Genomic DNA, 12,227 nt, shown 5'->3' on the forward strand with positions numbered 1-12,227 from the left:
CCCCCAGCCCCTGTTCGACTTCCTGAAGGCGCGCGGCATCCTGGTGCGGTGCTTTGCCGAGGCCGGCCTGCTGCGCTTTGGCCTGCCGGGCAGTGAGACCGAATGGGAAAGGCTCGCCGCGGCCCGGGATACTTGGAAGCGCAAGCCAACCCCCACGAGCCGTGCTGCGGCCCCGTGATCTCTCCCGGATGCGACTCTGAAGTGATCTCGATGCGACCCCTGAAGATCGCCCTGCCGGCGCGGCGGCTCGGCTTACTGCTGCCCATGCTGCTCGCCCTGGCCGCCAGCCTGCCGCTCCAGGCCGACCCCTTGGCCACCCCGAACGTCACCCCGAACGTCACCCCGAACGTCACCCCGAACGCCACCCCGATCGCGCTCCGGGACGACACGGGCCGGGAAATCCGCCTCGCCGCCCCGGCCCGGCGCATCGTCAGCCTCGCCCCGCACGTCACGGAAAACCTCTACGCCGCCGGCGCCGGCCCGGCCCTGGTAGCCGCCGTGGATTACAGCGACTACCCCCCGGCCGCAAAGCGCTTACCCCGGGTGGGGGGCTACAACCGCCTCGACCTCGAAGCCATCCTGAAACTCGCGCCCGACCTGGTGATCGCCTGGGAGAGCGGCAATGCCCCGGCCCAGGTGGACAAGCTGCGCGCCCTCGGCGTCCCCGTCTTCGTCACCCAGCCCAACACCATGGACGACGTGGCCCGGCAACTAGAGCAGTTCGGCCGCCTGGCCGGCAGCGAAACAACGGCCCGGGCCGCGGCTGCCGCCTTGCGCCAGCGCCTTAGCCGGCTCAAGGCCGACTACCAGCAGCGTCCCAAGGTGAAAGTCTTTTACCAGATCTGGAAGGAACCCCTGATGACCGTGGGCAGGCCCCAGATCATCAGCCGCGCCATCGACCTTTGCGGCGGCGAGAACATCTTTGGCCACCTCGACCAGATGGCTCCCACGGTGAGCCTGGAGGCGGTGCTGGCCGCCAACCCGGAAGCCATCGTCGCCACCGGCATGGGCGAGGCCCGGCCGGAATGGCTGGACGACTGGAAACGCTGGCCCCGGCTTCTGGCCGTGCAGCGCGGCAACCTGTTCCACATCGACCCGGACATCATGCAGCGCCACACGCCGCGCCTCCTCGATGGCACCGAAGCCCTCTGCCGGGCCCTCGAAACCGCCCGAAAGCGCCGCCCCTGAAGGCGGATCGCCGGGCTTGCAGACTTGCAAAAGAAATTCCTGAGCGATCCGGGCGAAGGGCGGAGCCAGCCAGACGGTGCGGCTGGCAGCCCGGCCCAGTTCGTACCTGCCCAGTTCCCGGCTGAGTTCCCGGCTGAGTTCCCGGCCCAGTTCGTACCTGCCCGGGTTGCGCGGGGCTTGGCCAGGATCAGCCCAGGCGCTGCCGGGCCTGGGCCACGGCGGCCTTGACCTGTTCGGGGGCGGTGCCGCCGATGTGGTTGCGAGAGGAGAGCGAACCTTCCACGGTGAGCACGGCGAACACGTCCTCTTCCACCTGGGGGCAGAAGGACTGTAGCTCGGCCAGGCTGAGCTGGGGCAAGTCCACGCCCTTTTGTTCCGCGGCCTTGACGGCATGGCCCACGGCTTCGTGGGCGTCCCGGAAGGGCAGGCCCTTCTTGACCAGATAATCGGCCAGGTCGGTGGCAGTGGCGAAGCCCTGGGTCAGGGCCTGCAGCATGGCTTCGGGTTTCACCGTGATGCCGCCCATCATGTCGGCGAAGATGCGCAGGGTGTCGGTGAGCGTGTCCACCGCGTCGAACAGGGGTTCCTTGTCCTCCTGATTGTCCTTGTTGTAGGCCAGGGGCTGGGACTTCATCAGGGTCAGGAGCGCCATCAGGTGGCCATAGACCCGGCCGGTCTTGCCCCGGGCCAGTTCCGGCACGTCCGGGTTCTTCTTCTGGGGCATGATCGAGGAGCCGGTACAGAACCGGTCGGCGATCTGGATGAAGCCCACCCGGGGGCTCATCCATAGCACCAGTTCTTCCGACAGGCGGGAAATATGGGTCATGAACAGGGCAGCGGCGGCGCAGAATTCGATGGCGAAGTCGCGGTCGGAGACGGCATCGAGGGAGTTCAGGCAGACCCCGTCGAAGCCCAGCTCGGCGGCCACGGCTTCCCGGTCGATGGGGTAGGTGGTGCCGGCCAGGGCGGCGGCGCCCAGGGGCAGGCGGTTGGTGCGCTTCCTGCAATCGGCGAAGCGTTCCTTGTCCCGCTCGAACATCTCGAAGTAGGCCAGCATGTGGTGCCCGAAGGTGACCGGCTGGGCCACCTGCAAGTGGGTGAAGCCGGGCATGGGGGTGGCGGCTTCCCGTTCGGCCAGGGTGACGATGGCGGCCTGGAACTGGCCGATCAGGGCGACGATGTCGTCGATGGCGTCGCGCAGGTAGAGGCGGATGTCGGTGGCCACCTGATCGTTGCGGGAGCGGCCGGTGTGCAGGCGCTTGCCGGCGTCGCCGACCAGGGCAGTGAGGCGCTTTTCGATGTTGAGATGCACGTCTTCCAGGTCGAGCGACCATTCGAACTGGCCGGATTCGATCTCCTGCCCGATCCGGGCCATGCCCCGTTCGATGTCGGCCAGGTCCTGGGCGGCGATGATGCCCTGCCTGGCCAGCATTCTGGCGTGGGCCAGGGAGGCGCGGATGTCCTGGCGCCACATGCGCTGGTCGAAATCCACGGAGGCGGTGTAACGCTTGACCAGGTCGGAAACGGGCTCGGAGAAGCGGCCGGCCCAGGTGTATTGGGAAGTAGTCATGCTGTTTGGGTGCTTGCGGCTAGAATGGAGGGATGAAATCCGGCACAGGGGCCTGACCAATGAGCAGTATACGGCAAAACGCAGGCCATCCCCTGCCCGACTGGCGCAATCTGGGCGTGTTGCTGCGGGTGCTGCTGGGGGTGAATGTCCTGGCCCTGGGAGGGGCATTGGCCCGGGCTCCGTCCCTGGAGGGCTGCCTGGCGGCATTTGTCGCCAGCGCCGCCTGGGTCGAGCCTTTGCTGCTGTCCAATCTGGGCCTCCTGGCCCTGGGGCGGGACCTGCTCTGGCGCTGTCCGGCCCGGATCGGGCAGGGATTGGTCCTGCTGCTGGCAGGTGGAAGCGCGGCCCTGCTCTGGGACGCCTGGCGCTTCCTGGGGCTGGCCGATGGCGGCAGGGGCGAGTTGGGGCGGGTCGTCCTGCTGGCGTTGTTGGCGGCGGGGGTCTTGCTGGCCTATTTCGAACTCCGCGCCCGGGCCTTCTCCCCTCGGGTGGAGGAGGCCCGCCTCCTGGCCCTGAATGCCCGCATCCGTCCGCATTTCCTGTTCAACTCCCTGAATACCGTGATCGCCCTGATCCGCAGCGAGCCGCGCCGGGCCGAGACGGCTCTGGAGGAACTGGCGGAATTGTTCCGCGCCCTGCTGCGGGAGCCCCGGGAGCTGGTGCCCTTGTCTGACGAAATCGCCCTCGGGCGGCAGTACCTGGACCTGGAAAAACTGCGCCTGGGCGATCGCCTGCAGGTGGTCTGGGAGGTCGATGCGGTGCCCCTGGACACCCTGGTGCCGCCCCTGATGCTGCAACCCCTGCTGGAGAATGCCGTGTGTCATGGCATCGAGGCTTCCCACCAGACGGGCGTGGTGCGGGTGGAACTGAACCGCCAGGGAGAGACCTTGCAATTGCGGGTCAGCAATCCTTGCCATGGCCGTTCCGGACGGGGGGGCAATCACATGGCCCTGGACAATATCCGTGAGCGTCTGGCCCTGTATTACGATATGGAGGCCAGGCTCGAACATGGGCCGGTAGGGAAGGACTATCAGGTCAGGATCGAACTGCCATGCCGGCACAGCAAACCATTGCAACCATGAGCCCGGAACCCATGCGGGTATTGATCGTCGATGACGAGGCACCGGCCCGGGCCCGGCTGCGGGTGTTGCTGGAGGATATCCAGGCAGATTGCAGTACCCGGGTGGTGGGGGAGGCGGACAATGGGCTGGCCGCCCTGGCCTTCCTGCAGCAGGAGCCGGTGGATGTGGTGCTGGCGGACATTCACATGCCCCGCATGGATGGCCTGGAACTGGCCGGGCATCTGGAGGGGCTGCCGCTTCCCCCGGCGCTGATCTTCACCACCGCCTATGACAACCACGCGGTCCAGGCATTCGAACTGAACGCGGTGGATTACCTGCTGAAGCCGGTGCGGGCCGAGCGCCTCCTGGCCGCCCTGGAGAAAGCCCGGCAGCGCCAACCCGGCCCGGCGCGTCAGAAACTGCAGGCCCTGGGCCAGCAGCTGCGGGGGAGTGGCCGTACCCATCTGCCCTGTCACGAACGGGGACGTCTGTTGCTGGTGCCCGTGGCCGAGGTGGCCTACTTCAAGGCCGACCTCAAATATGTCACGGCCCGCACCCCGGAGCGGGAATATGTGCTGGATGAAACCCTGACCCATCTGGAGGAGGAATTCCCCGAGTCCTTCATCCGCCTGCACCGCGCCGTGCTGGTGGCTCGCCGGGCCCTGGCCGGTTTCGAACGGGCCCAGGAAGAGGGCGATGCCTATGGCTGGGCCCTGCTGCGGGGCCTGCCGGAAAAACTGCCGGTCAGCCGGCGGCAGTGGAGCGTGGTGCGGGAAATCGCCAAGGGCTGAGGGCTCGCCGGGGTTTTGCGGCCCCCGCCCGGGATGGCGGATTCGCCGGAAAGGTGCCGGGCGTAAGGCTAAAGTAAGGTTCCCGGCTTAGTTTGGTCACCGCAGTATTCAGAATAGCCTTAAGACAAAGGGGGTTTCCATGAACGAAGACAACATCAACGAAAGAATCAGCGCCAATCCGAAGTATCAGCATCTGGTGCGAACCCGGAGTCGTTACTCCTGGTTGATGACCATTCTCATGCTGATCGTTTATTACGGTTACATCGCACTGGTCGGCTTCAACAAGGAGTTCCTTGCCAAGCCTCTGAGTGATGCAGGAGTGACCACGCTTGGTATTCCAATCGGCGTGGGAGTGATTCTTTTCACGATCATCATCACCGGCATCTATGTGCGCCGGGCCAACAACGAATTCGATGTGATCACCGCTGAAATCATCAAGGAGGTCAAGCAATGACCCGGCTCAAGCAAGTTTTTGCCGCCCTGGCCCTGTTCAGCCTGGCGGGTGTCGCCTGCGCGGCGGGTGCCGATCTGGGGCAGACTGAAAAGCAGGCCACCAACTGGACGGCCATCATCATGTTTGCCGTCTTCGTGGCTGGCACCCTGTACATCACCAAGTGGGCCGCCGCCAGGACCAAGTCCGCCGCTGACTTCTACACCGCTGGCGGCGGCATCACCGGTTTCCAGAACGGTATGGCCATTGCCGGCGACTACATGTCCGCGGCTTCCTTCCTGGGTATTTCCGCCGCCGTGATGGCCAGCGGTTATGACGGCCTGATCTACTCGATCGGCTTTCTGGTCGGCTGGCCTGTCATCACCTTCCTGATGGCCGAACGCCTGCGCAACCTGGGCAAGTTCACCTTTGCCGACGTAGCGGGTTATCGCTTCAAGCAGACGCCCATCCGCGTCTTCGCGGCCTTCGGCACGCTGGTGGTGGTGGCCTTCTACCTGATCGCCCAGATGGTGGGGGCAGGTCAGCTGATCAAGCTGCTGTTTGGTCTGGAATACTGGATGGCGGTGGTGATCGTGGGCGCCCTGATGATGGTGTATGTGCTCTTCGGTGGCATGACCGCCACCACCTGGGTGCAGATCATCAAGGCCGTGCTGCTGCTGTGCGGTGCGACCTTCATGGCCTTCATGGTGCTGCTGCACTTTGGTTTCAGCCCCGAAGCCATGTTTGCCGAAGCGGTCCGGATCAAGACGGATCTGGCGGCCAGGGAACTGCTGGCCGAGGCCGTCAAGGCAGGGGCCGATCCAGCCACGACCGATGTCGCGGCGGCTGCGGCAGCCAAGGGGCTGTCCATCATGAGCCCGGGCGCCTTCGTGAAGGACCCCATCTCCGCCATCTCCTTCGGCATGGCCCTGATGTTCGGCACCGCCGGCCTGCCCCACATCCTGATGCGCTTCTTCACCGTGCCGGATGCCAAGGAAGCTCGCAAGTCCGTGTTCTGGGCCACCACCTGGATCGGCTACTTCTACATCCTGACCTTCATCATCGGCTTTGGCGCCATCACCTTCGTGCTGACCAATCCTGAGTTCCTGGACGCCAAGGGAGCGCTGCTGGGCGGCGGCAACATGGCGGCCGTGCATCTGGCCAACGCAGTGGGCGGCAATGTCTTCCTCGGCTTCATCTCCGCGGTGGCCTTTGCGACCATCCTGGCCGTGGTGGCCGGCCTGACCCTGTCCGGTGCTTCCGCCGTGTCGCACGACCTGTACGCCACCCTGTTCAAGGATGGCAAGGCAGACTCCGCTTCCGAACTGCGGGTCTCCCGCATCACCACGATCTGCCTTGGCATCGTCGCCGTGGTGCTGGGCATCGCCTTTGAAAAGCAGAACATCGCCTTCATGGTGTCGCTCGCCTTCGCAATCGCGGCCTCCGCCAACTTCCCGGTGCTGTTCATGTCCGTGCTGTGGAAGGATTGCACCACCCGAGGTGCCGTGATCGGTGGTTTCCTCGGCCTGGCCTCATCCGTGGCGCTGACCGTGGTCTCTCCTTCCGTGTGGGAAGCTACGCTCGGCTATCCGAAGGGCTCGGCCTTGTTCCCCTACACTTCGCCCTGCCTGTTCTCCATGACGATCGGCTTCGTCGGGATCTGGCTGTTCTCGATCCTGGATAACAGCGAACAGGCCAGGAAGGATCGCGCGGGCTATGCCGCACAGAAGATCCGTTCCGAAACCGGCCTGGGTGCAGCGGGCGCCTCTGGCCACTAAGCCGTCCAGCCCAGCAAAAAACCCCGGGGCTTGCCCCGGGGTTTTTTTGTGGTGCGCCCGGCAGGGCGCACTCACGCAACACTGGCCGACGATCAAGGCCAAACTGCTGGCCGGGGAATACATCCCCTCGCCGGTACGCCGGGTGGACATACCCAAGCCGCAAGGCGGGGTCAGGACGCTCGGCATCCCGACGCTGACGGATCGACTGATCCAGCAAGCGTTGCATCAAGTGCTCGCACCGATCTTCGAGGCCGAATTCTCCGGATCGAGCTACGGCTTCCGACCGGGGAGGAACGCCCATCCGGCGGTCAAGGCAGCGCAGCAGTATGTGGCCGAAGGCCGCCGGATCGTGGTCCGGGTCGTGGTGGCCGGATCGTGGTGGCCGGGTCGTGGTGGCCGGGTCGTGGTGGCCATGGACCTGGAGAAATTCTTCGACCGGGTCAATCACGACCTGCTGACTGCATGAAGCTGGCGTTCTGTTGGTTCTGGTACCGGCCATTCCCCGTGCTCATGTGAGCGGTGTAGCCCGCTGGCTCAATCCGACGCGGCCGCTGATACAGCTCTCCTTGTATGGCAAAACCAACGATAAGTTCTGGTTCAGCTTCTTCCATGAAGCAGCTCACATCCTGCTGCATGCCAACAGTAAGGAAGAGAAGAAATCCATTTTCCTGGATGACCCTAATGCAGCGCAAACCGACGACCCTCGTGAGCATGAAGCCAACCAATGGTCGGGAAATTCTCTGATTCCTTCTCAACATGTCCAATCATTGGCAAGCCTCAGAACCAAAGCGGCGGTCGTCGGCTTTGCCCAGCGTATTGGGGTGCATCCCGGCATCGTGGTTGGGCGGTTGCAGCACGACAAACTGATCGACCCTTCGTGGATGAATGACCTGAAGCAGAGCTTCCGATTCAAGGAAGCTTCAGATGAATGAAGAAAAAGCACTTAAACCCGGTTGGCGCCATGTGAAGTTCGGCGACGTGGTGCGCCTATCGAAAGCTCGAAGCCAAGATCCGCTGGCCGAAGGCATTGAACGTTACGTTGGCCTGTAGAAAACCGTGGTCTGACCCCTATTTTCTCTTGGCATCCCCCGTGCAGAAATGCCCCAGGTCAAAGGGGAGCATCGGGGGGCGCTGATTTCCTTCCTCAAGGGGAAGGGGATCAAGTACACCACCCACAGCGTATCGGCTGAAGAACTCAAGCCCACCCAGGCCGAGTTTTCCATCAAGAAGGCAGCGCGCTGGGGAGAAGTTCGGGACGGGGCTGACCGCTCTGTTCTGGTGTCCTCTGACGGCTTCATCCTGGACGGCCATCATCAGTGGGTGGCCGCGCTTTCATCCGGCGATTCGGTACAGGCCATCCAGTTCGATGCGCCGATCAGCAAGCTGCTGGCCGAGGTTCATCAGTTCCCCAGTGTCCAGCGTTCGGATGGTGCATTTACCGACGACAAACGCGCTCAGGCCCGGGAGGATTTCAAGGAGGCCATGGCCGACCTGGGCGCCATTCTGCGTGACTTTGCCCCTGTGGCACGGATGGTGCCCGAGAAGACGCCCGACCTGATGCCGACCCTGGTCCGGCTGTTCAAGGCGGGGCTGGTTGAGGTGGGTTACAACCTCAAGGACCTGGTGGCCTACGTCAAGAAGCAGCTCAAGGCCAAGCCGGAGACGAAAGCCGTCTGGAACAAGATCAGTGACGACATTTACCGCAAGGCAGCGCGCCAGGCGATTGACGAGGCGTTATCTGAGCCGCGCCAGGCACCTGTACAGCAGGATCTGTTTGCTGCTCCAGAAGCTGCGACGCCGATTGCTGGTCAAGGCGATTTGTTCTCCAGTCAGCCTGCTGTGAATCCGGCACAAGAGCCGACCAAGCATCAGCCGAAAAAGAAGATGATGGTCATCGACGGCGTTGAGTACGATGCCGACGATGGACAACTCGTTCTGCATGACGAACAGGCATATAATGAGTTTTCCGAAAGGAGATACATCAATGAAAACGCTAAATCCATCGGAACGATTGGCAGCCCTGGAGAAGGAAGAGCTGGCATTGCTCGCCAAGATCGGCGACCGGAAGCAAACGCCGGAGGAACGCCGGGAGCTGGATCGTCTGGACGACGAGATCAGGAAGGCGAACGGGGAAGTAGCCCGCGATTGGGTAGCCAATCGGGTGAAGGAAAATCGGGCCAAGAAGGCAGCCTAAATGACCAGCCTGCAGACACTGGTGCGCGACGCACTGAAGATCAAGAATCCGTCCCTGTTCAGGGAGCTGCAGATGCGGGGCGGGCTGAACGAGTTCCTGGCCGAGAAGGTGGAAGAGATTCAGGACGCGATCCACAACCGGGAACTGGAGATCGCGCAGGCGCAAGGGTACAACCGACTGCTGCGGACCAATCCGATGGAAGCGGTCGGCGTGATGAATATGGCCAGCGCACTGGCCCGGGAAGAGGTGCTCGGCGAAATGCTCGAATTCCTGCTGCCCGAGACATCCCAGCCAAGACCGGACGCAACTACGCTTTCGGAGACACCGATCTAACCTACGAGGGCAGTTGGCTGGTCAAGGCCCGCCAGAATGTCGAAGCCCTCGAACTTCTCAAGCAACTCGAAAAGGAAGGCCGCCAGGCCAGCAAGGAAGAACAGGCGAAGCTCGCCAAGTTCATCGGCTGGGGCGCGTCCGACCTCGCCAACAGTTTGTTCGGCGACAAGCTGGACAAGCAGCTTGAGGCCCTGGCCCAGTACGACCAGGCCATGGGTTACATGGAGCGAAGTGGCAGGGATTACCTGTCGAATCGTGACGCCGGTTTCTACCCGGCCTTCATGGTGATCAATGCCAAGGAGGGCGGTGGGCTCCAGTATTACAGCATTGATCGCATCACCAAGGAGCGCCTGACAAAGGCCAAGCCTGATGCTGCTGCCCGCAAGTGGGCAGAGCTGCGCGACCGGATCAAGGCGGCGCTGACCCCCGAGGAGTGGAAGGAGGCGTCCCGCTCCACCCAGTACGCGCACTACACCAGCAAGCAGGTGGTCAAGGCCATGTGGGACACCATGGGGCGCATGGGCTTCAAGGGCGGTTCCATCCTTGAGCCCGGGGCCGGTATCGGGGTTTTCCCTGGGATCATGCCGTCTTCCATGGCGAACAGCTCGATCTACACCGGAATCGAGTTCGATTCGATTACCGGCGGCATCCTCAAGCAGTTGTTCCCGGACGAGCGTATCCGTGTCGAGTCGTTCATTGACTCCCAGCTGCCCAAGAACTTCTACGATGTGGCCGCCGGAAACCCGCCGTTCAACAATACGGCCATCCTGGCGGACCCCGCTTACAAGAAGTACGCCTTCGCACTGCACGACTACTTCTTTGCCAAGACCATCGACAGCGTGAAGCCGGGCGGCCTGGTGATGTTTGTGACCAGCCGCTACACGATGGACAAGCTGAACGATAATGGAATTGTTACTCTGACCCCGTTACTCGTTACTTACTCTACTCACTCGTTACTCGTTACTCACTCGTTACTCGTTACTTGTTACTCTGACCCCGTTACTCGACCCCGTTACTCCGTTACTCCGTTACTTACTTACTTACTCACGTTACTTACTCATACTCATACTTACTCATACTCATGACCCCGTTACTCGATCTTGACCCGATCTCGACCCCGATCTCGCTAGCGATCTCGCTCGATCTCGCTGGGTGGGGTGGCTGGTGGCTGGAGGAGGATGGCATCAAAAAGTCGGCGCTGGCGAGACGGCGGGATGCAGGGAAAAACCCGTCAAATCTTGTCGACCTCATCCGGCACATCCGGTACAGCATTCAGGTAACGCTCGAAATCCTGTCGACGACCTTGCGCTGCTTCCTGACGCAAATAGTCCAAGGTCAGCATCGATGCCAGCTTTTCTGCCGCAGCGCTGGCGATGAACTGATTCACCGAAATTTCATCCCGCGCAGCCAGTTCGCGAATCTTGGCATGCACCGAATTCGGCAAGCGTACAGTCAGAGCGGTCATGATGAACTCCTCAACAAGGCTAAAAAAGACGCCGGCGTTATGGGGGTAACCCCCAGCTCGCCGACCCGCTGAAAGTCGCGGATATTATGGGTCACCAAATACTGGCTACCCGAAGCCACGGCACACTCCAGCACCATATCGTCATCCGGGTCGCGCAAAAATGGACGCCACAGGTAATACACATCCTGCAGATGGGCGATGGACGTCAGATAGCGCAGGTAAGCCAGGACATCCTCAACCCGCAGCCCCGGCGGCAGGTGCTCGGGCCGCGTCAGCACGGCCTGCCATTCGGTATAGATCGCCACTGACAGGGCGATTTCAAACCGCGGATCTGGAAGACTGCTCACCAAAGCAAAGCTGGCACCTTGCCGGGAATGGGCAGCGGCAACCAAGACGGATGTGTCTATAACGATTCTCATGGTTGCATCAGTATAACTACATACCCGGCATCCGGCAAACCCAAGCCTTTCATCAGCAACCCACCGCGCTGATCCTCGGCGCCATTTTGCTCAGGAGGATGGATGGAATTCTGGATTTTGACGCCGCAGCTCTTCGCCAGCGGCGACCTGCTGGGCCGGCGGCGGAAACGATTCCCTTGGCCCGCTTGATGAGGCGCGAACAATTTGGGCTGATGAAAAAAAGCCCCACCGTTTGACGGGTGGGGCTTGGGTAGAGCGAGGAAAACCGTGGTCTGTCCCCTATTATTTGCTCGGCGAACAGTCTGACCCCTATTTTCTTGCGATAGGGCAACCATTGCACTACACTTTGGTCTATGGCGATCCTGCAGCGTTTCGATAACACCCGGGTACTGATGTATCTGGACGACCACCCCCCACCCCACGTCCATGTCAAGCTGAAAGATGGACGGGATTGCACCGTCGATCTCGATGACTTCGCGATCAAGGGGCGTGTGACAGAACGCGAAATATGCGACGCGCTGGCCTGGACGAATGGCGGAGGAACAATCCATGAGCGAATACTTTTTCCCGAAACTGACGGCGGTCGTTGCCTTGGCGCCTTATCGTCTGCGCACAACCTGGAGCACGGGAGAAGTGCTCGAAGTTGATGTCGGCGACATCCTGCGTAAGATCCCGGTACTCGCCCCCATCCTTGATCCCGAGGTTTTTGCGCGAGCTCACATCGCCGAATGGGGCGGTGGCATCGAGTGGTTCGATACCGAATTTGGCGAGGACAACGTCTATGCGTGGGCCAAGGAGCAGGCAGGCGAAGTCAGTCACGAGATGCTCGGCGACTGGATGCGCCGTAACAATTTGTCGCTGACCACCGCTGCCGAAGCCCTGGGCATCAGCCGCCGCATGGTGAGCTACTACCGCACCGCGCACAAAGCCATCCCGCGTTCCATCTGGCTGGCCTGCCTGGGCTGGGAAGCCACGCGCCCGAAGACGAAGATACTGCC

15 protein-coding genes are annotated in these 12,227 nt (G+C 62.3%); 12 read left to right on the plus strand and 3 right to left on the minus strand.

The features are described from left to right. Positions 1-210 precede the first annotated feature (210 nt). Positions 211-1,188, plus strand: coding sequence for a cobalamin-binding protein (locus tag WBH99_RS13825; protein ID WP_424220678.1), 978 nt, complete (start codon positions 211-213; stop codon positions 1,186-1,188). Positions 1,189-1,375: 187 nt separating this feature from the next. Here WBH99_RS13825 and argH read toward each other — a convergent pair whose 3' ends face one another. Further along, positions 1,376-2,758, minus strand: coding sequence for an argininosuccinate lyase (argH, locus tag WBH99_RS13830; RefSeq protein WP_424220679.1), 1,383 nt, complete (start codon positions 2,756-2,758; stop codon positions 1,376-1,378). A 59-nt stretch (positions 2,759-2,817) separates the two neighbouring features. Between argH and WBH99_RS13835 the strand changes: the two genes are divergently transcribed. The 8 genes from WBH99_RS13835 to WBH99_RS13870 all read left to right on the plus strand — a co-directional run bounded on the left by WBH99_RS13835 (position 2,818) and on the right by WBH99_RS13870 (position 10,430). Beyond that, positions 2,818-3,840 carry a sensor histidine kinase gene (locus tag WBH99_RS13835; protein ID WP_424220680.1) on the plus strand — a complete coding sequence of 341 codons (1,023 nt, stop codon included), beginning with the start codon at positions 2,818-2,820 and terminating at the stop codon, positions 3,838-3,840. Then, complete coding sequence (locus tag WBH99_RS13840; protein ID WP_424220681.1) at positions 3,810-4,610, plus strand: LytR/AlgR family response regulator transcription factor; 801 nt, start codon at positions 3,810-3,812, stop codon at positions 4,608-4,610. Before WBH99_RS13835 ends, WBH99_RS13840 begins: the two co-directional genes overlap by 31 nt. 139 nt (positions 4,611-4,749) lie before the next feature. Continuing rightward, positions 4,750-5,064, plus strand: coding sequence for a DUF485 domain-containing protein (locus tag WBH99_RS13845; RefSeq protein ID WP_424220682.1), 315 nt, complete (start codon positions 4,750-4,752; stop codon positions 5,062-5,064). After that, entirely contained in the window at positions 5,061-6,818 is a 1,758-nt protein-coding gene (locus tag WBH99_RS13850) for a cation acetate symporter (RefSeq protein WP_424220683.1), read from the plus strand. Before WBH99_RS13845 ends, WBH99_RS13850 begins: the two co-directional genes overlap by 4 nt. A 46-nt stretch (positions 6,819-6,864) precedes the next feature. Then, positions 6,865-7,284, plus strand: coding sequence for a reverse transcriptase domain-containing protein (locus WBH99_RS13855; protein WP_424220685.1), 420 nt, complete (start codon positions 6,865-6,867; stop codon positions 7,282-7,284). A 13-nt stretch (positions 7,285-7,297) separates the two neighbouring features. Next, positions 7,298-7,750, plus strand: coding sequence for an ImmA/IrrE family metallo-endopeptidase (locus WBH99_RS13860; RefSeq protein ID WP_424220686.1), 453 nt, complete (start codon positions 7,298-7,300; stop codon positions 7,748-7,750). Then, a complete protein-coding gene (locus WBH99_RS13865; RefSeq protein WP_424220687.1) occupies positions 7,743-7,868 on the plus strand; it encodes a hypothetical protein in 126 nt (41 codons plus the stop codon). The genes WBH99_RS13860 and WBH99_RS13865 overlap by 8 nt, the downstream gene beginning before the upstream one ends. A 48-nt stretch (positions 7,869-7,916) precedes the next feature. Next, a complete protein-coding gene (locus WBH99_RS13870; RefSeq protein ID WP_424220688.1) occupies positions 7,917-10,430 on the plus strand; it encodes a hypothetical protein in 2,514 nt (837 codons plus the stop codon). A 146-nt stretch (positions 10,431-10,576) separates the two neighbouring features. Here the strand turns inward: WBH99_RS13870 and WBH99_RS13875 are convergent, their stop codons facing one another. Together WBH99_RS13875 and WBH99_RS13880 are read right to left on the minus strand one after the other, a co-directional pair. Next, positions 10,577-10,810 (minus strand): toxin-antitoxin system HicB family antitoxin, encoded by a 234-nt coding sequence (locus WBH99_RS13875; RefSeq protein ID WP_424220689.1) that lies wholly within the window; start codon positions 10,808-10,810, stop codon positions 10,577-10,579. Beyond that, positions 10,807-11,229, minus strand: coding sequence for a putative toxin-antitoxin system toxin component, PIN family (locus WBH99_RS13880; protein WP_424220690.1), 423 nt, complete (start codon positions 11,227-11,229; stop codon positions 10,807-10,809). The genes WBH99_RS13875 and WBH99_RS13880 overlap by 4 nt, the downstream gene beginning before the upstream one ends. Positions 11,230-11,231: 2 nt before the next feature. On the opposite strand from WBH99_RS13880, the gene WBH99_RS13885 reads away from it, so the two are divergent. The 3 genes from WBH99_RS13885 to WBH99_RS13895 all read left to right on the plus strand — a co-directional run. Beyond that, positions 11,232-11,465, plus strand: coding sequence for a hypothetical protein (locus tag WBH99_RS13885; RefSeq protein ID WP_424220691.1), 234 nt, complete (start codon positions 11,232-11,234; stop codon positions 11,463-11,465). Positions 11,466-11,621: 156 nt separating this feature from the next. Further along, positions 11,622-11,876: a DUF4160 domain-containing protein gene (locus WBH99_RS13890; RefSeq protein WP_424220693.1), complete on the plus strand. Its 255-nt coding sequence runs from the start codon at positions 11,622-11,624 to the stop codon at positions 11,874-11,876. Further along, positions 11,779-12,227: DUF2442 domain-containing protein (locus tag WBH99_RS13895; protein ID WP_424220692.1), on the plus strand; the 449-nt coding region annotated here is incomplete at its 3' end. The genes WBH99_RS13890 and WBH99_RS13895, both read left to right, overlap by 98 nt.

The organism is Azovibrio sp., from assembly GCF_049658005.1.
In the GTDB taxonomy this organism is placed as follows: domain Bacteria; phylum Pseudomonadota; class Gammaproteobacteria; order Burkholderiales; family Rhodocyclaceae; genus Azovibrio.

Bases quoted from the DNA above. Each gene is read 5' to 3' on its own strand.
- WBH99_RS13825 (WP_424220678.1), top strand. From the start codon at position 211: ATGCGACCCCTGAAGATCGCCCTGCCGGCGCGGCGGCTCGGCTTACTG.
- WBH99_RS13840 (WP_424220681.1), top strand. From the start codon at position 3,810: ATGCCGGCACAGCAAACCATTGCAACCATGAGCCCGGAACCCATGCGG.
- WBH99_RS13865 (WP_424220687.1), top strand. From the start codon at position 7,743: ATGAATGAAGAAAAAGCACTTAAACCCGGTTGGCGCCATGTGAAGTTC.
- WBH99_RS13845 (WP_424220682.1), top strand. From the start codon at position 4,750: ATGAACGAAGACAACATCAACGAAAGAATCAGCGCCAATCCGAAGTAT.
- WBH99_RS13875 (WP_424220689.1), bottom strand. From the start codon at position 10,810: ATGACCGCTCTGACTGTACGCTTGCCGAATTCGGTGCATGCCAAGATT.
- WBH99_RS13835 (WP_424220680.1), top strand. From the start codon at position 2,818: ATGAGCAGTATACGGCAAAACGCAGGCCATCCCCTGCCCGACTGGCGC.
- WBH99_RS13890 (WP_424220693.1), top strand. From the start codon at position 11,622: ATGTATCTGGACGACCACCCCCCACCCCACGTCCATGTCAAGCTGAAA.
- WBH99_RS13880 (WP_424220690.1), bottom strand. From the start codon at position 11,229: ATGAGAATCGTTATAGACACATCCGTCTTGGTTGCCGCTGCCCATTCC.
- WBH99_RS13850 (WP_424220683.1), top strand. From the start codon at position 5,061: ATGACCCGGCTCAAGCAAGTTTTTGCCGCCCTGGCCCTGTTCAGCCTG.
- WBH99_RS13870 (WP_424220688.1), top strand. From the start codon at position 7,917: ATGCCCCAGGTCAAAGGGGAGCATCGGGGGGCGCTGATTTCCTTCCTC.
- argH (WP_424220679.1), bottom strand. From the start codon at position 2,758: ATGACTACTTCCCAATACACCTGGGCCGGCCGCTTCTCCGAGCCCGTT.